We start from the raw sequence: 22,556 nt of genomic DNA on the forward strand, positions 1-22,556 counted from the left end.
GGCGGCGCAGGTTTGCCGCCGCCTCCCCATCGCCCGAGCGCTCCGTGACGACCGTCCCGCTGACCGTCCGCGACCTGCACGATCTCGCCGTCGCGCGCCTGCCGCGCATGGCGTACGACTACTACGCCAGCGGCGCCGAGGACGAGCACACGCTCGCCGGGAACGAGGCGGCCTGGGCGCGCGTGCGGCTGCGCCCGCGCTGCCTCGTCGACGTCTCCGCGCGCGACCTCGCGACGACGGTGCTCGGCCGGCGCGTGTCGATGCCGGTGCTCGTCGCGCCGACGGCGTTCCAGCGCATGGCGCATCCCGACGGCGAGCTCGCCACCGCGCGCGCCGCTGCGGCGATCGGCACGGTCATGACGCTCAGCACGCTCGCCACCACGACGCTCGAGGACGTCGCCGGCGCGTACGACGCCGAGCGCGGCGCGATGGGCGGCCGCTGGTTCCAGCTGTACGTGTACCGCGATCGCGGCATCACGCGCTCGCTCGTCGAGCGCGCGGAGGCGGCCGGCTACGACGCGCTCGCGCTCACGGTGGACGCGCCGTTCCTCGGCCGGCGCCTGCGCGACGTGCGCAACGGCTTCGCGCTGCCGCCGGGGCTCTCGGTCGCGAACCTCGTCGGCCACGGCAAGGGCGCGGTCGACGAGGCGCGCGGCGACTCGGGGCTCGCCGCGTACGTGGCCGCGATGCTCGATCCGTCGCTCACCTGGCGCGACGTCGAGTGGCTGCGCTCCATCACGCGCCTGCCCGTGCTCGTGAAGGGCGTCGTGCGCGCCGACGACGCGCGGCTGGCCGCGGCGCACGGCGCGTCGGCGGTCGTCGTCTCCAATCACGGCGGCCGCCAGCTCGACGGCGCCATCGCCACCGCGGACGCGCTCCCCGAGGTCGTGGACGCGGTGCGCGACGCGCTGGAGGTCTACGTGGACGGCGGCGTCCGCCGCGGCGGCGACGTGCTCCGCGCGCTCGCGCTCGGCGCCCGCGCGGTGCTGGTCGGCCGGCCGGTGCTGTGGGGGCTGGCGTGCGACGGCGCGGCCGGCGTCGCGTCGGCGCTCGGGATGCTGCGCGCGGAGCTCGACCTGGCGATGGCGCTCGCGGGCTGCGCGTCGGCGGGCGCGGTGCCGCGCGACCTGGTGGCTTGGTGAACATTACTGTTCACTGAACCCTTGACAGGCGGGCCCGGGGATCCTATCGTCGCGGCAGGTCGGTGAACATCGGTGTTCGCTGAACCTCCGACCCCGACGCATCCTCCTCACGAGGTGATCCCATGGCCACCATGCAGCAGACCCAGCTCCCCACGACCCGCTTCGACGGCTCCACCGGCCCGCGCATCATCAGGCCCCGCGACGGCAAGTACGTCGACCTGCGATCCGTCGGCGTGCGCTTCATGGTCTGGGGCGCGGAGTCCGGCGGCGACTTCTCGCTCGTCGAGCACCCGATCCCGCCGCGCACGCTCGTCGCCCCGCTGCACCTGCACGAGCGCGAGGACGAGTACAGCTACGTGCTCGAGGGCCGTATGGGCGCCCAGCTCGGCGACGACGTGGTGATCGCGGAGGCCGGCGACCTCGTGTTCAAGCCGCGCGGGCAGTGGCACACCTTCTGGAACGCCGGCGACACGCCCTGCCGCATCCTCGAGATCATCTCGCCCGCCGGCTTCGAGCACTTCTTCAACGAGCTGGGCGAGCAGATGGCCGCGGCCCACGCCGTCAGCGTGGCGGAGGTGCCCGACCTCGGCGGCCTCGCGGCGCGCTACGGCCACTACTTCCAGCCCGAGAGCATCGCGCGCCTGTGCGCCGAGCACGGGCTGACGTATCCTGGCTGAACGAGCGACGACGAGCGGGCTGTGGAGGGAGATCCTCCACGCCCGCCCGTCGTTGTCTTCCGTCAGAGCCGGGCGACGAGCGCCTGCCCGATCGCGAGGTCGCGCTGCGTCAGCTGGTGGCCGGCCGGCAGCCACTCGAGCGTCGCGTCCGCACCGGCATCCCGGAGCAGCGTCGCCAGCCGCTCCGCCTGCTCGCGCGACACGAGCGGGTCCATCAGCCCCGCGGCGATCGTGACGACCGGCGCCTTCATGCCGGGGGGCAGCGCGTGCGGCGTCTCCGGCTCGAACGGGACCATCGCCCGCAGCAGCAGCGCGCCGGCCAGCGAGCCCGGTCGGCGGAGCAGCAGGCTGGCGGCGACGTTGGCGCCGTTCGAGAAGCCGACCGCCACCACGCGGTCGCGCGCCAGCCCGTGCTGCGCCGTCGCCCCGTCCACGAACTCGCCCAGCGAGGCGGTGCGCCGCGCCAGGTCCTCGAGGTCGAAGACGCCCTCGCGCAGCCGGCGGAAGAAGCGCGGCGCCCCGTTCTCCAGCACCTGGCCGCGGGGGCTGAGCACCGCCGCGCCGGGCGCCAGCGCGCGCGCCAGCGGCACGAGGTCGTGCTCGTCCCCACCGGTCCCGTGCAGCGCGAGGATGGTCAGGTCGGACCCGGCCTCACCCGGCACGGCCGGCTCGTACCGGTACGCGAACCCGAACGCCTCCGCACTCGGCGCCCGCATCGATCCAGGAGCGGTCACGCGCGCACCTCCTCGGTGGTGCCCAGCACGGGCAGGTTGGCCTCGATGGCGGCGCGGTGCTGCTCGTACTGTGGCGGCAGTCGCAGCGCCTCGCCCAGCGTCTCCAGCGGCTCGTCGATCAGGAACCCGGGGCCGTCCGTGGCCAGCTCGAACAGCACGCCCCCCGGCGCCCGGAAGTAGACGGACTCGAAGTACTGCCGGTCCCGGACCGTCGTCGGCTGTAGCCCGGTGGCCGCGACGGCCGAGCGCATCGCCAGCTCCGCGGCCGCGTCGCCGACGCGGAAGGCCACGTGGTGCACCGAGCCGACGCCGTCGGCCGCGCCCCAGAAGCCCTGCACGTCGCGCACGTCCACGATCCGGCCCAGCGTCGCGTCGTCGGCGACGAAGCGCGTGGTCATGCCGTCGCTCGCCACGCGGCGCCAGCCCATCGGGCCGGTGAGCAGCGCGGCCTGGCCCTCCGCATCCTCGACCCAGAGCGTCACGCCGTACACGCCGCGGATCGCATGCTCCGCCGGGACCGCGTCGGGACCGGGCGCGCTCCACCCGGGCAGCGCGGCCGCGCGCGGGTCGGCCGCGAGCGCCAGTCGCATCCCGTCCGGATCGGTGAACGTCACGACCGTCTCGCCGTCGGCGCCGAAGCGCCGCTGCGGGAGCTCGTGCGGGACGTGGTGCGCCGACAGCCGGTCGAGCCACCAGCCCAGCGACGCCGCGGGAATCGCGAGCGCGGTCTCGCCGACCTGGCCCGCGCCCAGCCGCCCCTTCCGGCCGGTGGGCCAAGGGAAGACGGTGAACAGCGAGCCCGGCGTGCCGGTCTCGTCGCCGAAGTAGAAGTGGTAGGCGCTCGGATCGTCGAAGTTGACCGTGCGCTTCACCAGGCGCATGCCCAGCACGCCGACGTAGAAGTCGAGGACGCGCTGCGGATCGCCGGAGATGGCGGTGACGTGGTGGAGCCCCTGCGCCCGGACGGCGGGAGCGTCGGTCGCGGGGGTGGGGCGGGTCGTATCGGCAGCGTCGGTCATCGGGTCCTCCGGTCAGGGCCGGTCAGTTGTCTCAGTGCTAAGATAATGTACCCGACGGTCCGCGCAACGGTCCGCGCGTCCACCGCGCTACCGCCGGCGGATCGGGTTGTCGATGTCGGCCGCGATCCGCCACGGCTGCCCGGCCGTCGACCGCTTGAGCGCGAGCACGAACTTCCCGCCGTCCGCCTCCCCCGGCGCGCCCGCGAACGCGCCGATGATCCAGCCCACCGTGTCCGCCGTCGCGTAGCCCAGCGCGCGCAGCGCCAGCGGGCCGCCCTGGCCGCGGTACCCCTCGGCGATCGCGGCCCGGCCGCGCCGCGGCGGTGCGCCGTTCGCGAGCACGAAGCCGTCCTCCGCGAACAGCGCCGCCAGCCCGTCGGCGTCGCGCGCGCTCCACGCGCGCTCGTAGTCGCGCAGCACCCGGTCCAGCTCCGGCGGCAGCGTCACGCTCGGCAACGGCGCGGCCTGGGACGCGGCGGCGCCCGCGGCGGGCGGCTGCGCGTCGCAGCCGACGGGGGCCAGCACGAGTGCGGCCAGCAGCGGCGCACACGAGACGAGCGATCGGAGGCGCATGGCGAGGGAGCTCCGGTGATGGCGGGGTCAGGGGCGCGCGTCGGGCGTCTGCGGCGACAGCAGCGCGGCGGCGCGCGCGGCGATCTGCTGCTCCAGCAGGTCGAGCCACGCGTCGAGCGCGGGGCCGTAGATGCGGCGCGCCTCGGCCAGCGTCTGCACGCGCAGCAGCGCGCGGAGCTGCGCCAGGTCGCCGCCGCGCGCGAGCGCGTCGATCACCGCGCCGGCCACCGGGTACGCGACGCCGGGCGGCAGGCGGTCCCAGTCGGCCCACAGCGCGCGCACGTCCACCTGCGTGGTGCCGAGCCCGGAGAGCGCGGCCGCCGCCTCGCCGACGCGGTCCTGCGTGCTGCCGTCGAAGTAGACCGCGACGCCCTCGGTCACCAGCAGCGTCGCGACGACGGGCCGCACCGCACGGTACGCGATCACGTGCGCCAGCTCGTGCCCGACCGTCTGGTCCCACGTCATGTGCGTCAGCCCCACGGTCGGCCGCGCGAAGTGGACGCGCGTCAGTCCGGCCGCGTGGGCCTCCGTCTCCGTGTCCCAGATGAACATGTCGATCGGCTTCGGCGCGCTCACGACCGACGTGTCGCCGAGCGCGGCGGCGATCTGCATCGCGGCCCGCTCGCGCACGTCGGCGAACGCCGCGCGATCGAGGATCGGCGCGGTCGGGCTCACGCGCAGGCGCAGGTGCGGGGTGCGCAGCGAGATCCAGCGCGCGTACGTCGTGTCGAACCCGAACAGGCGCCAGTCGGTGGCGACGGTCGCGGCGAGGCGCGTGGTCGGGCGCAGCGCGGCGACGCCGGCGAGCGCCTCGCGCGCGCGCTCGGGGTCGCCCAGGGCGTAGCGCACCTTGCCGACGTACGCGAGCGCCCAGCCGCGCGCGGCGTCGCGCAGCGTGTCGAGCGCCAGCGCGCGCTCCAGGTGCGGCAGCGCGGCCGCGGCGTCGCCCATGTCGGCGAGCGCGCGTCCGGCGGCGACGCTCGCGGCGAAGCGCGCGTTCCGGTGCGACGACGGCAGCTCCTCGAGGGCGCGCTCGGCGCGCGCCACGGTGCCCGGTCGATCACCACGCGCGTAGGCCGCCCACGTCGAGTCGACGAGCGCGCGCGTGCGGGCGGCCGCCGCCGGCTCGCGCGCGGTGGGCCCACCGCCGCGGACCGGCGCGAGGTTCGGCTGCGCGCGCAGCGGCGTGGCCGCGGACGCGCCGGCCGCCAGCGTCGCGGCGAGGGCGCCCACGGCCCGGGCGAGGCGGCGTCGCGCGCGGGCGGCGCGTGGCGGCATGCGGGCGGGAGCGGTGGAAGTGGAACCGGATGTCGGCGGAGGCGCGGCGTGCGCGCTCCGACATCGCCACGCTGCACCACGCGTGCGCGGGGCGCCAGCCCGGTGGGACGGCCGCGGCCGCTCGTGGGACGAACGGGCGCTAGCCGCGTAGCGCGCGCCACACCAGCCATGCGCCCAGCAGCCCGATGGCGACGGCGAGCACGCGGCGGTAGCGCTCGGGCGACACGCCCAGCAGCACGCGCTCGCCGAGCACCGTGCCGACCAGCACGCCGATGCTCGCGATCGCGATGGGACCGGCGAGCGGCAGCAGCGACGCGCCCGCGCGCCACACGTACACCGGCGTGCGTGCCGCATCCACGAGCAGCCCCGTGGCCGTCGCGGTGGCGACGAACGCGCGCGGCGTGAGCGCGAACGTGCCCAGCGCCGCGGCGCGCAGCCCGCCCTGGTTGCCGGCCAGCCCGCCGAACGCGCCCGAGAGCAGGCCGAGTCCCCACACGACCGGCCCGTGCGGATGCCAGCGCGCGGCCAGGCCCACCAGCGTCGCGAACGCCGTCAGCAGGAGCAGCGCGCCCAGCGCGAGCGTCAGCGTGCGCCCGCCGGCGCCCGCGTACCCCAGCGCGCCGAGCAGGCCGCCGAGCGCGCTGAGGACCCCGAAGCGCCGCAGCACCGCGCCGTCGATCGCGTCGCGCAGCCGCCAGCAGCGCAGCGCGGTGGCCACCGCGTGCGGCAGCGCGACCACGGCGACCGCGGTGGGCATGTCCAGGCGCGTGGCCAGCAGGGGGGTCAGCAGGCTGCCGATCCCGAAGCCGACGAGCGACGCGGTCGCGCCCGAGAGCACGGCGACGGCGAGGAGGGCGAGCTCGAACCAGGGCACCGGATCGCGCGTTGCAGGAAGGGCGGACGAAGGCGAGGCCGGCCGCAGTCGTGCGGCGCGGCGCGCCTTTAGCTACACGGGCGCGGCGTCCGCCGCCATCGGTCGCACTCACCTCTCGGGTCACCGCTGGACGCCCCCCCGTGCACCCGACATCATTCCGCGCATGACGACGACCCAACCCGCCGCGGAGACGCTCGCGAAGGTGGAAGTGCTGGCCGACCTCGAGGAGGTCGTGCACACGCTGATGGAGAGCCACGAGGCGAAGCGCGTCCTCTGGTTCCCGAGCGAGCTGCTCGCGCCGCCGCCGGACACGGACCCGGACCGCTACGTCTCCGAGCTGCGCAAGCGCGCCGAGGGGATCAGCCTGCCGATGCGCGTCGCGCTGGCGCTCAACCTCCTGACCGAGGAAGGGCTGCCGCACTTCCACCGCCTGCTGGCCGCGTACCTGGGGAGCGACAGCTTCTGGACGCGCTGGACGAACCTGTGGACGGCGGAGGAGGACCGGCACGGCGCGGTGCTGCACGACTACGCGCGCGACAGCCGCATCCTCGACAACCCGGTGCTCGAGCGGATGCAGTTCGAGTACCTCAAGGCGGGCTTCGAGCCGGCGTGGGACAAGGACCCGTACCGCGTCTTTGTCTACACGACGCTGCAGGAGCGCGCGACGCAGGTCAGCCACGCGAACACGGGCAAGCTCGCGAGCGCGTACGAGCCGACGATCGGCGAGGTGCTGGCGAACGTCGCGAAGGAGGAGGCGCGGCACTACACGTTCTACCGCGCGATCTTCAAGGAAGTCCTCAAGCGCGACCCGAACCGCGCGCTCGTCTCGGCGGCCGAGGTGATGCCGTCGATCGACATGCCGGGCGTGAGCATGCCGCACTTCCGCGAGATGGCGGACGTGATCCGCCGCGCCGGGATCTACGGCCCCAGGGACTACCTGAGGATCGTCGAGGAGCAGATCCGCTACTGGGCGATCGACAAGCTCGAGGGGCTGGACGAGATGGGGAAGGTCGCGCAGGAGAAGATCCTGGGCATCCCCAAGCGGCTGGAGCGCGTGGCCGACGCGATGGAGTCGCGCAGCCGCGCGAAGTCCTTCTCGTTCGCGGTGGCGTTCGGGAAGGAGTTCTCGATGGCCTAGCGCCGCGCGGGCGCGTCGTCCGACGTCCAGGCGCTGGCCACCGCGCCGCGCAGGACGTCGGGCGTGCGCCCGAGGAAGGCCCAGGCCTGTCGCCTGCTGCGCGTGACCAGCGACGCCGATTCCTCGATGTCGCACAGGAGCTGGTACATGCGCAGCATGCCGAAGGCGATCGGCGTCCTGACCAGCGCAACCCGGCGCGCCGCCCGGTCGAACGGGTTGTGGTCGGCGAGCAGGCGCATGTCGGCGGCCGTCGCGGCGAAGACGGTCGTCTTCTGGAAGTCGGCGAGCTGCGCGAAGTCGGGCGAGAAGGCGGGATCGGCGGCCAGCGCCGTCGCGTGCGCGATCATCTCGCGGCCCGCGAGCCTGCCGACCGCGCAGGTGTACACCAGCCGCGCCTCGGGATAGATGTGATACGTCGCGGGCATGGGCGCGCCTCCCCTCAGCCCACCGCGCCGAGGAGCGTCGCCGCGACCTCGCTGCGGCGCTTCACGCCCAGCTTCGCCATCACGCGCTCGGTGTGGTGCCGCGCGGTGTGCGCGCTCACACCGAGTGCCGCGGCCAGCTCCGCGTTGCGCAGCCGGCGCGCGAGCAGCTGCGCGACCTCGGCCTCGCGCGTCGTCAGGCCGAGCGCCTGCAGTGCCGCCGCGGGCACCGCGTCGCGCACGGACGTGCCGGCGCTCGGTGCGACGAGCGTCGTCGGCGCCGTCGCGTCGATCTCGAGCGACACCTGCACCGCGCCCTCCACACCCCACAGCAGCGCGGACGCGTAGGTCGCGCGCAGCGTGTAGCGCGCCAGCGGCGTGATGACGGCGAGCGAGGGGCGCAGCGCGCCCGCCGCCGCCGCGGCGCTCCGGCGCAGCGCGCGCAGGTCGTGCGCCATCGTATGCATCGCGCCCACCACGTCGTCGCGCGCGGGCTCGCCGGCGAGCGCCTCGCGCAGCGCCACGTTGCGGTGCAGCTCGCGCCTGTCGGGGCCCACGATCAGCAGCGCGTCGCGCACCGCGTCGATGGTCGCCAGCAGCGCCGCCTGGCGCGGGCCGAAGCTGGACAGCGCGTGGTGCGCCGTGCGGATGGCCGGCAGCAGCATCCGCAGCACCTCGGCGTCGGTCGGGCCGCCGAAGCGTCCGTGCCCGCGGCGGTCGTAGCCGAGGGTGAGGAACATCTCGCCGCCGCGGACCGTGGTCGTCGTGCCCGAGCAGTCCTTGAAGCCCGCGGGCAGCAGCCCCTCGTTGTAGAACAGGCCGCGCTGCCCGTCGATCCCCATCGCGTTCATCACGCGGAAGTTGTCGCTCTCGTGCCAGACCTCGATGCGGTGCGCGCGGCGATGCTCGAACCACGCGACGACGCCGGGATCGAAGTTGATGTGCAGCCCCGTCTCCGGGTCCGCCGCCGACAGCGCCTCCAGGCGGCGCTCGGCGTCGTCGTCCACGCTGCGCCCGAAGTAGCGGAGCCGCTGCCCCTCGGGCCACGTGATCATCGCGTTGGCGCCGCCGAACAGGGTGCGCAGCCGCTCCTCGACCTCGGTCCACCACGGGATCGGGTCCGGTCCGACCGACGGCGCGAGCAGCGCCTCCACCGCCGCACCCAGGTGCGTCGTGTCCTCGTGCGTCAGGTGCAGCGACATCTGGGAGAGCTACGCCTTGGGAATCTGCCCCACCGCGGCGAGCACCTCGCGCGCGGCCCGCGCGCCCGACTCCACCGCGCCCTCAAGATAGCCCTGGGCGTCCACGGACGTGTGCTCGCCCGCGAAGTGGCAGGCGCCCACGGCCTCGCCCTCCGCGCCCGCGAACGCGGTGTACTGCCCGACCTTCCAGTACGAGTACGAGCCGAGCGTCCACGGATGGCGCGGCCAGTCCTCGAACGCCACGCGGCCGTCGTACTGCGCGGTGATCCCCGGCAGCACCGGCTCGACGCGGCCGAGGAACTCCGTCGCCAGCGCGGCGGGCAGGCGTCCGCTCTGCGCGCGCGCGGCGTCGCCGCCCGTGTAGTCCACGAGGATGCCCGCGGTGCCCGCCTGCGCGCGCGTCGCCTCCCACGTCTGCTGGTAGCCGCGGTCCGACGTCGTGTCGCCGTTGCAGCCGATCGCGTTCCAGTGCCGCGTGCGGAACTGCAGCGCGAGCTTCGCGTTCGCGCCCATGCCCAGCTCGCGGATCGCGCGCTCCTTCACGGCGGGGAAGCCCGCGCCCGCGAAGTCCACGCGCTCGCGCAGGATGCTGAACGGCAGCGCGAGCACCACGCGGTCAACGATCATCGTCGCGCCGCCGCGGAAGCCCAGCGCCCACCGGCCGCCGAGCGCGGTGGCGATGGACGTCAGCTCGTAGCCCTTCGCGACCTGGCCGACGAGCTGCTCCTCGATGCGCGACGCCAGCTGGTCGTTGCCGCCGCGCACCTTGTACTTCTCGTTGGACGGGCCGAACACGCGCAGCTGCCCCTGCCCGACGGCGCCGAGCAGGTAGATCAGGTTCAGCGCGCTCTGGTCGTGCGCCTCGGCGCCGTACTCGATGACGTAGGCCGTCTCGAGCAGCTGGCCGAGGCGCGACGTGCGGCCGCCCGGCACCGTGGCGTCGATCCACTGCGCGACGGACATCGCGTCGAGCGCGCGGCCGCGCGGCGTGGACTGCGTGTAGAGCGTCGGGTAGCCCGCCTCGACGTAGTCGCGCTTGAGCGGCTGCCACACCGCCTTCAGGTCGCGCGCGGCCTCCTCGGGCGAGTAGGCCGCGTCGTCGAACCAGTAGCGCGCCTCGGTGCCGTTGGGCTCCGCGGCCAGCACGTTGTCGAGCGTCAGCCCCAGCTCGCGCGCCAGCTGGCGCACGTTGGCGTGCGACTGGTCGATCAGCTCCCCGCCGCGCTCCGCGAGCTGGCCGCCGGCGAACGTCGAGTCGCGGCGCGTCCAGCAGCGGCCGCCCGCGCGGTCGCTGGCCTCGAACACCGTCGCGGCGATGCCGGCCTGACGCAGGCGCAGCGCGCAGGTGAGCCCCGCGAGCCCCGCGCCCACGACGGCGACGCTGATCGGCGCGCCGCCGGGCGTGCCGCCGCCACGCTCGAAGCGCGGCGCCGCGGGGACGGTGAGCGGGTCGTCGGCGCAGGCGGTGGCGCCCAGCGCGGCCATCGCGCCCGCGGCGCCGAGGAAGGCGCGGCGGTCGAGCAGCGCGTCGGTGGGGAGGCCGCTGCGGTGCGACGTGTCGGCCACGCGGGCGAGCGCGGCGAGCTGGCGGAGGAGGGGGGTCCGAGGCATGGTCGCCCACGGTAGGGCGGCCGGCTCATCCGCGCCAGAGCGGATTCCTCACGCCGCCGCCCGGGGCGGCCGCGAGTGCCTGATCCGCGCCAGAGCGGATTCCTCACGCCGCCGCCCGGGGCGGCCGCGAGTGCCTGATCCGCGCCAGAGCGGGCTTTTCAGCCGCCGCCCGGACCGGCCGCGAGGCCCGCGAGCACCGCCGCCGGCCAGCGCGGGAGCCCGGCCCGCGCGGCCGCCGCGTCGTAGGTGGCCAGCAGCGCGCCAGGATCGCACAGCTCCCGCAGCAGCCGCGCGCGCCCGTGGGTGGTCTCGATCGTCCGCGCCATCACGTAGCCCACCGTGTACCAGGGCCCCTGCTCGCCGTAGAAGGCCGCCGCCCGCTCGCGCGCCGCGCCCGGCGCATCCAGTCGCCCCTCCAGCACGTCGGTGAAGAAGGCGGCCAGCTTCGCCATGTCGGCCGGCGCGTTCGCGACGTCGCGGTCCCAGCGCACGCGGACGCTGTCCTCGCTGGCGGCCTGCGGGTGCGCGTCCGGCCCGCCCGCGGCGGCCAGCATCGCCAGCCCCTCGCCGAAGGCGCCCGCCCACAGGCGCGCGGTGGCGCGGCGGGCGGCGCGCAGCGAGTCGGGACCCGTCGCCGTCGCGGGGGGCGCGTCGCGGCAGGCGGCCGCGTAGCCGACGTGGTGCAGCTCGTGGGCGACGACGTTCTCCAGCCGCGCGGGCGGCTCCGCCGGATCGACGTAGACGAAGAACGCCGGATCGCCGTCGAGGTCCCAGACGAAGCTGTTGTCGCGCGGCTTGATGACCGGGTAGAGCGTGGCGCGGAGCGGCGTCCCCGCGGGCAGGTAGGCCGCCGCGCGCGCCGCCGCCGCACGCACGTCGACCGTGCGCCAGCGCTGCACCGCGTCGCGCAGCGCGGCGTGCCGGGCGCGCAGCGTGTCCGACGTCAGGAACGCGCGGAACGCCGAGTCGGTGAAGGGGCGCCCCATGCCGCGCTCGCGCTCTCCCAGTCGGCGGTAGCCCGCGGTCGCCGTCAGGCGCGCCCAGAGGTCGTCGGGGATGCCGCGCCCCGCCGCCTGCGCGTCGAGCACCGCGACCGCCGCCTCCGCCTCGGCCAGGTCGGTGCGGACGGCGAGCGGTGCGGAGGGCGGGACGGCGGCGCGCGGCGTCGCGCAGGCGAGCGCGCCCAGCATCGGCGCGGCGGTCAGCAGGCGGAGGATCGGTCGCATGCGGGGACGATGCACCGGCCGCGACGCCCCCGCATGGGGTTCAACGACCCAGGGTCGCGGTGGAGGCGGCGGCCGGCATGGGCTCCACGCGCGCGCGGTTCCAGCGCACGCGCCACGCGTCGCCCTCGCGCACGATGATGGCGTTCATGCCGAAGCGCCGCACGACCGCGTGCGCCGAGTCGGCGCCGGTGCGCTCCAGCCACACGCGGCCCTCGACCACGACGACGTCGGGCGACACGCGCTGCACCTCCTCGACCACGGTGTGGTGCACGAGCGCGGGCTCGGTCTGCGTGAACGAGCGCGTGAAGTAGGCCCTGATCGCGTCGCGGCCGCGCAGGTCCACCGGCGTGCCGACGATGCGGTTGTGCCCTTCGGCCGTGTACAGGGCGCTCAATCCCGCGGCGTCGCGCGCGTTCCACCGCGCGTCCGACTGCGCGGCCAGCGCGACGATGTCGCGCAGCTCCGCGTCGCTGACGCCGATGGCGCGTGGGGGCTGCGCCGCGGCGGCGCGGGCGCTGACGAACAGCAGGACGGCGGCGCGGACGAGCGAGACGGGCAGACGCATGGGATGCGTGGCGAGACGTGAGCGAGCCTTCGGGTCGCGCTCACGGTGCGCGCACCGATCCGATCGCCGCCACGCCGGCGGGACGGATGGGCCGTGCCGCGGGTCAGCCCGCGGACGTCGTCGCGCCGCCGGCGACGGGCGCGGGCCACGCCTCGCTCTCGATGCCGTGCGCGGCCCACGCGTCGCGCATCGCCGCGCCCACGCGTTCCACCGCGTCGCGCGGCGCGAGCGCGATGAGCGAGGAGCCCGCGCCGCTCAGCGTCGCGCCCCACGCGCCGGCGCCGCGCGCCGCGTCCACCACCGCATCGTAGCCGGGGATGAGCGCGCGGCGAAACGGCACGTGCAGCACGTCGTCGAGCGCGTGCGCGAGCAGCGCCGCGTCGGCGTCCGCGAGGCCGCGCACGAGCGCCGCGCTCTTGCCGGCCGCCTGCACCGCGATGCGATGCGGCACCTCGGGCGGCAGCGCGGCGCGCATGGCGCGCGTGGACGTCTGGAAGGTCGGGATCGCGACCACCGCGGCGACGTCGGGGTGCATCGTCAGCGGCGCGAACGCCCACCCATCGCCGCGCGGCACGCCGAGCACCGCGCCGCCGAGCAGCATGGGGGCGACGTTGTCGGGATGGCCTTCCTCCGTGGCGCCGAGCATCGCGACGCGCGTCGCGCCCAGGCCGAGGCCGAGCAGCGCGTCGGCCAGCAGCGCGCCCGCCACCAGCGCCGCCGCCGACGAGCCGAGGCCGCGCGCGACGGGGATGTCCGACGTCGCGGTGATGGACAGACCGCGGGGCATCGCGCGGCCCGCCGCCTCGCACGCCAGCGCGACGCCGCGCACCAGCAGGTCGTCGTCGGCCGGCGCGTCGCCCAGCGCGGCGAGCGCGCCGCCGCGCGTCAGCACCGGCGTGGCGGCGTCGCCCTCCAGCCACGCCTCGGCCGCCAGCCAGCGATCGAGCGCGATGCCCACGCAGTCGAAGCCCGCGCCGAGGTTGGACGTGGAGCAGGGGACGCGGACGTGCGCGCGCGGGGTCGGCTGGGGCATGGCGGGTCTCTGGTGGGCGGCGGGCGCCGGAATCTATCTTCGACGCTCCTCCCATGAGCCTCCATCTCTCCGCCCAGGACCTCGCCCGGCTCGGCGCCGCGACCGAGGCGCTGCTCGCCCCGTCGCACGGCGATCCGTGGGCCTGGTGGCGCGGCGCGGAGGCGCGCCTGCGCGAGCTGTTCGTGGGCTCGAACGTGATGCTCTCGATGCCCGACGGCGACCGCCTCCGCAACGACTCGGAGAGCATCGACGACTCGGCGCGGCGGCGCATCACGGAGCTGACGGCCATCGATCCGCGCGCGGGCCACTTCCTGATCCGCGACCCGGCGATCGAGGCGTGGGTGGCCTACCGCCGTGCGCACGCGCTGCAGGTCTGGAGCACCGCGCGCAACATGCGCATCATCGAGGAGCTGGGCTTCGACGGCACGCGCAGCGTCTTCGTCAACGACGGGCTGTACGCGGCGTCGATGTTCGGGCTGTGCGGGCTGTCGTACGAGTCGCCGGTGGGCGAGGCGTTCCTGCAGGTGGGCTATCCGCGCGGCCGCGAGTCGCGCTTCGGCGACGACACGACGCTCCTCTCGCTGCTGCTGCCGGCGTACCGTGCGGGGCACCACGCGGCGTTCGCGTCGGCGCGGCGCGAGGCGGAGCTGGCGGCGACGCTGGACGCGGCGGGCGAGGCGCTGCTGGTGGTGGCGCCGGACGGCCGCCCGCTGCACCGGAGCGCGGCGCTGGCGCGCCTGCTGGCCGCGGACCCGGAGCGCGAGCGGCTGCTGGACGCGACGCTGCGCGCGGCGCGCGACCTCGGCGCGCTGTCGGCCGCGCGGCCGCTGGCGCGCCACGCCGCGCAGACCGTGGTCACCACCGTGGCGCGCTACACGGTGCGCGCGACGTACGCGTCGGAGCTCGTGTGGGGCGTGCCGGGCACGGTGCTCGTCGCGGTGGAGGCCGAGCGCGCGCTGCCCGACGCGGCCGCGCTGCCGGAGTCGCTGGGGCTCACGCGCCGCGAGGCCGAGGTGGCGCGGCTGCTGGCGCAGCGCCTGAGCAACGCGGAGGTGGCGGCGGCGCTGAGCGTGAGCGCGCACACCGCACGGCACCACACCGAGCGCGTGATGCACAAGCTCGGTGTGAGCTCGCGCGCGGAGATCGCGACACGGTTGCGGGGTGCGCCGTAGCCGCGAGTCGTCGCGCCGGACCCGAACGACAACGGCAGCAAGGATGAAAGTCTGAGAAAATCTGATAACGACGGAGGGCTCCGATGGAGTGCGAGACACCTCGCCGCCCCGCGGAGCCCTCCGTCGTTATCAGACCTTATCCGATCTTATCCTTGCAAATGCAGTTCGCGGTTCCGTCGCCTGTCAGCTCACGTCCGCGCGCGGCGGCGCGCCATCGCGCCGACGGCGAGCAGCCCCGAGCCCATCAGCAGCCACGTCGACGGCTCGGGCACCGTCGCCACCGCGGCGATCCCCGCGAGCCCGCCGCCCGCGTTCACGGCGCCGACGAGCGTCGCCGCGCCGGTGCCGAGGTTCACCGTGTACAGGTTGCTGATGCTGCCGGCGCCGAGCGCGGCGAAGAACGCCGTGTTGGTGCCGCCGACGGTCACGATGTCGAAGCCGTTGATGGCCGACAGCGTGCCGAGTCCGAGGCTGCCGACCGTGTTCAGCGTCCCGTTGTTCGGCGGGTTCACGGTGACCAGCGTGCCGTTGCGCGTGTCGATGCCGTAGAGCGTCGTCGACGCGGCGCCGGCGACGCTGTTGGTGTACGCGACCGCGGTCACGAACGGCGAGCTGCCCGCGTTCGGGTCGCCCGCCGCGTACGCCAGCGAGCCGTCGACGATCGTCGTCGACGCATCGACGTTGACGCGCAGGCTCGTGCCCGCGCCGTCGACGAGGCGCAGCCGGTCGGCGACCGGGTTGAAGTCCACGCCGCCGGCGCCGCCTGTCAGGTCGTCGATGTCGCCGACGAGCGTCGCCGCGCCGGTGGTGAGGCTCACCGTGTAGACCCGGCTCCCGTCGTAGCCGTAGAGGAGGCCGTTCGCCGGCCGGAAGTCGATGCCGGTCAGGTTCGCGCCCGTCGCGCCGAGCGTCGTCACGGCGCCCGGCGTGGCGCTGCTGAACGACACCAGCTGCTGCTGTCCCGCGACGTTGGTGACGCCGTAGACGGTGTACTGGGCCTCCGCGGCCGTGCCGGCCAGCAGCAGCCCGAGGGCCGGGAGGATGCGACGCGCGATCCGGTGCATGGCAGTGGTCTCGTGTGCGGCGTGGGTCGACGCGCGTCGATGCGAGTCGATGCGCGTCGACGTGGAAGGCGAGCGCGCCGGCGATGCCGGAGCGGCCGATGGACGTGCGGCAGCGGCGCGGAGTGCAAGCGAGGGTCCCGCACCCTGCATCACGCGAACGTCTGCCGGCGCGCCGGGTTCCTACGCCGCCACGCGACGATCGGATGGCCCGTGATCGGCGTGCGGCCGATGCGCACACGGTGGCGTTCGCTGCGCGCGCGCGACGCTCCTGCTGCATGCGTCGACGCGCCTGCTGCGCGCCGCGCGCGATCAGAGCCGCGACACCAGCCGCGCGCGGCGGAAGTGGCGCACGCCCACCAGCAGCACCGCGGCCGACACGAGCCACGCGCCCGCGCCGACGAGGAAGAGCGTGCCCGGCTGCAGCACCACCGTGCCCTTCACCGAGCCCACCACCAGCCCGACGATCGGCAGCACGAGCAGCCCGCCCAGCTGCACCGCGTCCTGCGTGCGCGCAACGCGCTGCGAGACCAGCACCATCGCCGCCAGGCCGAGCGCCGCGAAGGCGGGTCCCACCCACGTCACCAGCACGAGCGACGCCGCGCCGAACGGCGGCGTCCAGCCCACCGTCGTGCGTCCGATCAGCGTCACCACGGCCACGTAGAGCACGAAGCCGAGCAGCGACGCGAGGATGCCCGGCAGCCCGGCGGCGAGCAGCTTGCCCATGAACAGCGTCGCGTCGTCGGGCGGCGTGTAGAGCAGCGCCTCGAGCGTGTGCCGCTCGCGCTCGCCCGCGAAGCTGTCGGCCGCGATGACGTTGGCGACGATGAACGGCACCAGCAGGAAGAGCGGCGGCCAGAGCTGCGTGTGCACGAGCAGCATCCACATCTCCGCCGGCGGGCGGCCGGCGTACTGCGCGCGCACGCTCGCCGGCAGCCCCGCCAGCAGCTCCCGCAGCCCCTCGGCCGCGCGCGGATCGGCGGCGCCGAGCGACGGCGCGAGCAGCAGCGCCGCGGGGAGCACGACGAGCATCATCAGCGGCACCGCGACCAGCGGCGCCATCATCGCGCGGCTGCGGCGCACGACGGTCATGTCGCGCCGCGCGATCGCCCACATCGCGCGGCGCGTCACGACACGTCCCCGTCGACGGTGGTGGCCACGACGTCGGGCGGCTGGAGCGCGAAGTACGCGTCCGCCAGCGTCGGGCGCGCGGGCGTCACGCGGTACACGCGCACGCCAGCGCCCACGAGGCGCGCCACGAGGTCGGGCACCGCGTCGTGCGCGAGGTCGGCGACGATCGTCGCGGCGCCGTCGGCGAGCGTCGGCGCGGCGCCGGTGACGCGCGCCGCCGCGTCGGCATCTTCCGCGTGCACCTCGAGCGTCACGCGGTCGGTCGCGCGGACGCCGCGCGCCAGCTCCGCCGGCGTGCCGAGCGCGCGCAGCCTCCCGCGCGCCATGACGCCCACGCGGTCGGCCAGCGACTCCGCCTCGAACAGGTTGTGCGTGCAGAGCACGACCGTGCGCCCGTCCTCGCGCACGATGCGGCGGATGATGCCGTGCAGCTGCCGCGTCGCCTCGGGGTCGAGCCCCGTCGTCGGCTCGTCGAGGAAGAGGAGCGCGGGGCGGTGCAGCAGCGCGCGCGCGAGCGCGAGCCGCTGGCGCATGCCGCGACTGAAGCCGCCCACGCGGTCGTCCGCGCGCGCCGCGAGCCCGAGCTCCGCCAGCAGCGCGGCGATGCGCGCGGGCGTCCCGTCGCGCGGCAGGTCGTACAGCTCCGCCGCGAAGGCCAGCGCCTCGCGCGCCGTGAGCCGCTCGTCGATGCCGGGCGTGTCGGTGAGGACGGCCGTGCGCCGCCGGATCTCCGGGCCGTCGGTGGCGGGCACGCGCCCGAGCACGCGGACGCTCCCCGACGCCGGCTCGGCCAGCCCGTTGGCGGCGCGCACCGTCGTCGTCTTCCCCGCGCCGTTGTGGCCGAGCAGCGCCAGCACCTCCCCCTCCGCGACCTGCAGCGAGAGGTCGTCCACCGCCGTCACCGCGCCGAAGCGCACGGTGAGCCGCTCGATCTCGAGGGCAGCGGGCATGCGCGCGGCCGCGTGCTAGCGACCCGCCGCGGCGGCCGTCGCGTCCACCACGCGCGCCAGCGCGTCGAGCGTCGCGTCCACCTCGACGGGCGCGTTCACGAGCGGCGCGTCGTGGTCCGCGCGGTGGTAGTCGAGCAGCACGCCCGGGTCCTTCAGCACGTGGCCCGTGAGGATCGCCGCCACGCGGTCGCCGGCGCGGATGACGCCCTCGCGCGCGAGCCGCCGCACGCCCGCGACGCTGGCCGCGCTCGCGGGCTCGCAGCCGATCCCCGCCGCGTCGATCGCCGCCTTCGCCTCCAGGATCTCGGCGTCGCTCACGTCGGTGACGACGCCGTCGAACTCGCGGATCACCGCCGCCGCGCGGTCCCACGATGCGGGATCGCCGATCTTGATCGCGGTGGCGACCGTCTCCGCCTTCACGCGGTGCTGCGTCGCGAAGTTCTCGCGATATCCGCTCGCGAACGGGTTCGCGCCCGCGGCCTGGATGCTGGCGATGCGCGGCGCGCGGTCGATGAGGCCGAGGCGCACCGCGTCGCGCAGCGCGGCGCCGACCGCCGACGTGTTCCCGAGGTTGCCGGCGGGGAGCACGATCCAGTCGGGCGCGTTCCACGCCAGCTGCTGCAGGATCTCCAGAGCGACCGACTTCTGCCCCTCGATGCGGTACGGGTTGATCGAGTTGACGAGGTAGACGCCGAGCCGCTCGGCGCCCTCGCGCACCAGCCGCAGGCAGTCGTCGAAGTCGCCGCGCACGAGCAGCGTGCGCGCGCCGTAGGCGAGCGTCTGCGCGAGCTTGCCGAGCGCCACCTGCTGCGCGCCGCCCTTGGGCGCGGGGACGAGCACGAGGCCCGGCACGCCCGCGAGCGCCGCGTAGGCCGCGAGCGCCGCCGACGTGTTGCCGGTGGACGCGCAGGCCACCGCGCGCGCACCGGCGCGGCGCGCCTGCGTCAGCGCGACGGTCATCCCGCGGTCCTTGAACGAGCCGGTGGGGTTGAAGCCGTCGTGCTTCAGCAGCAGCCCGTCGACGCCGGCCCACGCGGCGACGGACGGCCGGTGGAAGAGCGGCGTGTTCCCTTCGGGCTGGCTGACGATGTCGGCGTCGGTGGCGCCGGGCATGATCAGCTCGCGGAAGCGCCAGACGCCCGAGGCGCGCGCGGCACCGGCGGCGTCGGCGACGTGGCCGGCCGCGGCGTCGCGCAGGCGTGCGTCGAAGCGGTCGCGCAGCGCGGCGCCGCGCTCGGCGGGCGGCGCGTGCTCGAGCGCGAGGAGCCCGCCGCAGGCGGGGCAGCTGGTGCGCGCGTCGCGCTCGGGCAGCTCGGCGCCGCACGAGGCGCAGCGCTGGAGGGTCAGGTCGGGCATGGTGGTGTATTCTACGCGGACGCCGATCTCACGCACGACTTCGGAGGACGCGCGGAGGATGCATGGAACGTGAGCCGCAGGCGCGGACGCGGATGGACCAGGAGTCGCTGCGCGAGCGGGCGCCGGTGGTGGCCCCCGGGATGGCGCCCGGGGCGCGCGGTGACCGGCGGCGCTCGGTCGGGCGGCTGTTCACGGCCTGGGTGCTGTGGTGGAGCGCGGTGCTGATCGGATGGCTGTGGCCCGAGCTGCCGAGGATCTGGGAGCTGGCCACGCGGCCGGGCGCACGCGGGTCGTTCAGCCTCACCATTGACGCGGGGCTGGGCGAGCTGGCGCTCTGGCTCGCGCTGCCGCCGCTGTTGATGACGGTGGTGTGGCTGCTGCTGAAGCGGCGGCGCGCGTCGTGATCGGACGCGCCGGACCCAAACGGCATCAGCAAGGATGAAGATCGGATAACATCTGATAACGACGGATGGCTCCTTCCGGAGTCGAGGGGCGTCGCGCCACACGGAACCATCCTCGTTATCAGATCTGATCAGATTTTCATCCTTGCAATGCCGTTCGTAGTTCGCCGTTCACCGCGCGCCCGCGAGCGCGAGCACGTCGTTCAGCACGCCCGCCGCCGTCACCTCGGGGCCAGCGCCGGGGCCCGTGATCACGAGTGGCCGCTCCTTGTAGCGACGCGTCGTGAACACGAACTGGTTGTCCGTGCCGCTCAGCGACGCGAACGGGCTCGCGCGATCCACCTCCACGATGCCGACGCGCGCCTCCTTCGGCGACACGTCCGCGCGATAGCGCAGCACCGCGCCGCGCGCCGCGGCGGCGGCCACGCGCGCGGCCCACGGGGCGTCCAGCGACTCGAGCTGCGCCAGGAACTCCTGCAACGGCAGCGCGGCCAGCGCGGGCGGCACCAGCGACTCCACCGCGACGTCGTCGAGCGTCCCCTTCCAGCCCACGAGGCGCGCGAGGATCACCGCCTTGCGCGCGACGTCCTGCCCCGAGAGGTCCTCGCGCGGATCGGGCTCGGTGTAGCCGCGCGCCATCGCGTCGCGCAGCGCGTCGCTGAACGCGCGCCCGCGGCCCAGCTCCGCGAACAGGAAGCCGAGCGTCCCCGACGGGCAGCCCTGGATGTGGAGGATGCGGTCGCCGCTCTCCTGCAGCTTCCTCACCGTGTCGATCACCGGCAGCCCCGCGCCCACCGTCGCCTCGTGCAGCACGCGGCGGCCGCGCGCGGCGGCCGTGGCCACGAGCCCCGCGGCGCTCGCCGTCGCCGCGTCCACCGTCACGCGCCCCTCGGCCAGCGGCTTCTTGTTCGCGAGCACGAGGTCCATTCCGTGATGCACCGCGGCGTCGAGCAGCGCGGACGTGTCGCCGGCCGTCACGTCGACGAGGATGGGACGCGACAGCGCGTGCGCGGCGATGTGCGCCAGCGCCGCGTCCGGCGCGCCCTCCGCGCCGCCCGGCAGCTCGGCCAGCGCGCGCCCCTCGGCCTTCGCCTTCGAGAGCGAGGCGAGCCGGCGCGGCGCGAGCCCCGCGGCGTCGAACACCCAGCCGCGCGAATCGACCACACCGACCAGCGACACCGGCGACTGCGTGCCGTCCGCGCGCGACGCGCTCTGGCGCTGCGTGATCTGCCGCGCCAGCTCGCGTCCCACCTTGCCGAAGCCGAGCAGCACCACGTCGGCGTGCTGCGGCGCGCGCGCGGCGCCGCCGCCCACGCGATCGAGGCGGAACGCGGCATGGGCCGCGCGCTGCGCCGCGGCCGCGTCCTTCCCCGCGACCACCGCGCTGATGTTCAGCTCCGACGAGCCCTGCGCGATCGCGACCACGTTGACCTGCGCGTCGGCGAGCGCGCCGAAGAAGCGCGCCGCGATGCCCGGCACGCCGGCCATCCCGCTGCCGACCACCGCCACCGTCGCGACGTCCGGCTCGACGTCGATCCCCTCGATCTCGCCGCGCGCGATCTCCGCCGCGAACGCCTCGCGCAGCGCGGGCTCCACGGCCGCGGTCGCGCTCTGCGGCACGCCGATGCAGATCGACTGCTCGCTCGACGCCTGGGAGATGAGCGCGACCGAGATGCCCGCGCGCTCCAGCGCGCCGAACGCGCGCGCCGCGATGCCGGGCACGCCCGCCATGCCGGTGCCGCGCACGGTCACCAGCGCCTGCCCGCCGAGCGCGGAGACGGCCTTCACCGGATGCCGCGGCGGCGACGACGTCGCGCCCGGCGCGCGGCGCTCCTCGGCCAGCACGATCGTCGTGCCGGGCGCGGTGGGGTCCGCGAACGGGCGCACCGTCACGCGCGCGCGCGGCGCGGGCACGCCGGCCTCGCGATGCGCGTCGCGCTGCGCGGAGCGCGCGAGCAGCGGCACGAGCGCGCGCGGGTGCAGCACCTTCGCGCCGTGGTACGCCAGCTCGCTCGCCTCGCGCGCGTGCAGCGCCGGGATGACGCGCGCGTCCGGTACCACGCGCGGGTCGGCGGTGAGCAGCCCGCGCACGTCCTTCCACAGGAACACGTCGCGCGCGCCGAGCACGCGGGCGAGCGTCGTCGCGGTGAGGTCCGAGCCGCCGCGGCCGAGCGTGACGACTGGAGCGACGCGGCGTGGCGCGTCCGATGGCGCAGCGTGTGCCGCCGTGCGCGCCGGCACCGCGCCGACGAAGCCCGGGATCACCGCGACCGTGCCGCGCGCGAGCAGCGGCGCGAGCACGCGGCGCGCAGCGGCGGCGGTGCGCGGCAGGTCGGGGAAGGCGTTGCCCGGCCGGCCGTCGGTCTGGATCACGTCGCACTCGTCCACGTACTGCGCCGGGACGCCGATCGCCGCGAGCGCGGCGACCGCCAGCCGCGCCGACAGCCGCTCGCCGCGCGCCAGCACCGCGTCCGCGACGCTGGGCGGCAGGTCGCCGAGCGCGGCCAGGCCGTCGAGCAGTCCCGCGAGCTCGCCGAAGGTCGCGTCGATGACCGCGGAGAGCGATTCGTCGCCACCGCCGTCGCCCGCGACGCGGCGCGCGGCCTCGTCGTGCCGGCGCCGCAGCGCGTCGAGCGCGTGCCGGGCGCCCGTGGCGTCGCCGTGCGTCGCGCGGTGCGAGGCGTCGAGCAGCGCGTCGGTCACGCCGTGCATGGCCGAGACGACCACCGCCGTCGGGAGCGCGTCGTCGGTGCGCAGCATGGCGACGATGGACGCGGCGTGGCGCACGGCGTCGGCGTCGGCCAGCGCGGCGCCGCCGAACTTGTGCACGAGGGGAGCGGGACGGGCGGAAGGCATGAGGGCGGGAGCAAAAGCAACGCGGCCCCCCGGGGTCGGGAGGCCGCGCGTCATCGGTGCCGTGCGGTGCGGCCGACACGGCTTGGGCGCTCGGAGGGGCTGCTGGCACGATGCCGGGCCGGGCCGACCGCGTCA

21 protein-coding genes are annotated in these 22,556 nt (G+C 75.7%); 5 read left to right on the plus strand and 16 right to left on the minus strand.

From position 1 onward, the window contains the following. The first annotated feature begins 44 nt into the window (after positions 1 to 44). On the plus strand, positions 45 to 1,142 hold the full coding sequence (locus rosag_RS00435) for an alpha-hydroxy acid oxidase (protein WP_284348011.1): 1,098 nt from the start codon (positions 45 to 47) through the stop codon (positions 1,140 to 1,142). Between the two features lie 122 nt (positions 1,143 to 1,264). Continuing rightward, positions 1,265 to 1,819, plus strand: coding sequence for a cupin domain-containing protein (locus rosag_RS00440; RefSeq protein WP_284348012.1), 555 nt, complete (start codon positions 1,265 to 1,267; stop codon positions 1,817 to 1,819). 62 nt (positions 1,820 to 1,881) lie between these two features. Here the strand turns inward: rosag_RS00440 and rosag_RS00445 are convergent, their stop codons facing one another. The 5 genes from rosag_RS00445 to rosag_RS00465 form a co-directional block, all read right to left on the minus strand. After that, positions 1,882 to 2,553, minus strand: a complete 672-nt coding sequence (locus rosag_RS00445) for an alpha/beta hydrolase (RefSeq protein ID WP_284348013.1) — start codon at positions 2,551 to 2,553, stop codon at positions 1,882 to 1,884. Continuing rightward, the gene (locus rosag_RS00450; RefSeq protein WP_284348014.1) at positions 2,550 to 3,572 is read right to left on the minus strand and encodes a ring-cleaving dioxygenase; all 1,023 of its coding nucleotides are present in this window, start codon (positions 3,570 to 3,572) and stop codon (positions 2,550 to 2,552) included. Before rosag_RS00450 ends, rosag_RS00445 begins: the two co-directional genes overlap by 4 nt. An 87-nt stretch (positions 3,573 to 3,659) precedes the next feature. Then, positions 3,660 to 4,145: a YybH family protein gene (locus rosag_RS00455; protein ID WP_284348015.1), complete on the minus strand. Its 486-nt coding sequence runs from the start codon at positions 4,143 to 4,145 to the stop codon at positions 3,660 to 3,662. Positions 4,146 to 4,172: 27 nt separating this feature from the next. Next, complete coding sequence (locus rosag_RS00460; RefSeq protein WP_284348016.1) at positions 4,173 to 5,423, minus strand: ATP-binding protein; 1,251 nt, start codon at positions 5,421 to 5,423, stop codon at positions 4,173 to 4,175. A gap of 139 nt (positions 5,424 to 5,562) precedes the next feature. Next, a complete protein-coding gene (locus tag rosag_RS00465; RefSeq protein WP_284348017.1) occupies positions 5,563 to 6,297 on the minus strand; it encodes a sulfite exporter TauE/SafE family protein in 735 nt (244 codons plus the stop codon). Between the two features lie 163 nt (positions 6,298 to 6,460). Here rosag_RS00465 and rosag_RS00470 point away from each other — a divergent pair, with 163 nt between their 5' ends. Next, the gene (locus rosag_RS00470) at positions 6,461 to 7,435 is read left to right on the plus strand and encodes an acyl-ACP desaturase (RefSeq protein WP_284348019.1); all 975 of its coding nucleotides are present in this window, start codon (positions 6,461 to 6,463) and stop codon (positions 7,433 to 7,435) included. Here rosag_RS00470 and rosag_RS00475 read toward each other — a convergent pair. The 6 genes from rosag_RS00475 to thrB form a co-directional block, all read right to left on the minus strand. Next, the gene (locus rosag_RS00475; RefSeq protein ID WP_284348020.1) at positions 7,432 to 7,860 is read right to left on the minus strand and encodes a hypothetical protein; all 429 of its coding nucleotides are present in this window, start codon (positions 7,858 to 7,860) and stop codon (positions 7,432 to 7,434) included. The genes rosag_RS00470 and rosag_RS00475 overlap by 4 nt on opposite strands. 14 nt (positions 7,861 to 7,874) lie before the next feature. Continuing rightward, positions 7,875 to 9,059, minus strand: coding sequence for a helix-turn-helix transcriptional regulator (locus rosag_RS00480; protein ID WP_284348021.1), 1,185 nt, complete (start codon positions 9,057 to 9,059; stop codon positions 7,875 to 7,877). A 9-nt stretch (positions 9,060 to 9,068) separates the two neighbouring features. Continuing rightward, entirely contained in the window at positions 9,069 to 10,670 is a 1,602-nt protein-coding gene (locus tag rosag_RS00485) for a flavin monoamine oxidase family protein (protein ID WP_284348022.1), read from the minus strand. Positions 10,671 to 10,828: 158 nt separating this feature from the next. After that, positions 10,829 to 11,896, minus strand: coding sequence for a DUF5700 domain-containing putative Zn-dependent protease (locus tag rosag_RS00490; RefSeq protein WP_284348023.1), 1,068 nt, complete (start codon positions 11,894 to 11,896; stop codon positions 10,829 to 10,831). A gap of 40 nt (positions 11,897 to 11,936) precedes the next feature. Then, positions 11,937 to 12,461, minus strand: coding sequence for a YybH family protein (locus rosag_RS00495; protein WP_284348024.1), 525 nt, complete (start codon positions 12,459 to 12,461; stop codon positions 11,937 to 11,939). A 103-nt stretch (positions 12,462 to 12,564) separates the two neighbouring features. Continuing rightward, the gene (thrB, locus tag rosag_RS00500; protein WP_284348025.1) at positions 12,565 to 13,494 is read right to left on the minus strand and encodes a homoserine kinase; all 930 of its coding nucleotides are present in this window, start codon (positions 13,492 to 13,494) and stop codon (positions 12,565 to 12,567) included. A gap of 53 nt (positions 13,495 to 13,547) precedes the next feature. Between thrB and rosag_RS00505 the strand changes: the two genes are divergently transcribed. After that, the gene (locus rosag_RS00505; RefSeq protein ID WP_284348026.1) at positions 13,548 to 14,666 is read left to right on the plus strand and encodes a helix-turn-helix transcriptional regulator; all 1,119 of its coding nucleotides are present in this window, start codon (positions 13,548 to 13,550) and stop codon (positions 14,664 to 14,666) included. A gap of 188 nt (positions 14,667 to 14,854) precedes the next feature. Here the strand turns inward: rosag_RS00505 and rosag_RS00510 are convergent, their stop codons facing one another. From rosag_RS00510 to thrC, 4 genes are all read right to left on the minus strand, one after another. After that, on the minus strand, positions 14,855 to 15,730 hold the full coding sequence (locus rosag_RS00510) for a DUF4394 domain-containing protein (protein WP_284348027.1): 876 nt from the start codon (positions 15,728 to 15,730) through the stop codon (positions 14,855 to 14,857). A gap of 309 nt (positions 15,731 to 16,039) precedes the next feature. Next, complete coding sequence (locus rosag_RS00515; protein WP_284348029.1) at positions 16,040 to 16,858, minus strand: ABC transporter permease; 819 nt, start codon at positions 16,856 to 16,858, stop codon at positions 16,040 to 16,042. Continuing rightward, the gene (locus rosag_RS00520) at positions 16,855 to 17,808 is read right to left on the minus strand and encodes an ABC transporter ATP-binding protein (RefSeq protein WP_284348030.1); all 954 of its coding nucleotides are present in this window, start codon (positions 17,806 to 17,808) and stop codon (positions 16,855 to 16,857) included. Before rosag_RS00520 ends, rosag_RS00515 begins: the two co-directional genes overlap by 4 nt. A gap of 15 nt (positions 17,809 to 17,823) precedes the next feature. Next, positions 17,824 to 19,164 carry a threonine synthase gene (thrC, locus tag rosag_RS00525; RefSeq protein WP_284348031.1) on the minus strand — a complete coding sequence of 447 codons (1,341 nt, stop codon included), beginning with the start codon at positions 19,162 to 19,164 and terminating at the stop codon, positions 17,824 to 17,826. A 62-nt stretch (positions 19,165 to 19,226) separates the two neighbouring features. On the opposite strand from thrC, the gene rosag_RS00530 reads away from it, so the two are divergent. Next, positions 19,227 to 19,568: a hypothetical protein gene (locus rosag_RS00530; RefSeq protein WP_284348032.1), complete on the plus strand. Its 342-nt coding sequence runs from the start codon at positions 19,227 to 19,229 to the stop codon at positions 19,566 to 19,568. Positions 19,569 to 19,736: 168 nt separating this feature from the next. On the opposite strand, the gene rosag_RS00535 is transcribed toward rosag_RS00530, so the two are convergent. Beyond that, positions 19,737 to 22,421, minus strand: a complete 2,685-nt coding sequence (locus tag rosag_RS00535) for an aspartate kinase (protein ID WP_284348033.1) — start codon at positions 22,419 to 22,421, stop codon at positions 19,737 to 19,739. Positions 22,422 to 22,556 lie beyond the last annotated feature (135 nt).

The organism is Roseisolibacter agri (assembly GCF_030159095.1).
In the GTDB taxonomy this organism is placed as follows: Bacteria; Gemmatimonadota; Gemmatimonadetes; order Gemmatimonadales; family Gemmatimonadaceae; genus Roseisolibacter; species Roseisolibacter agri.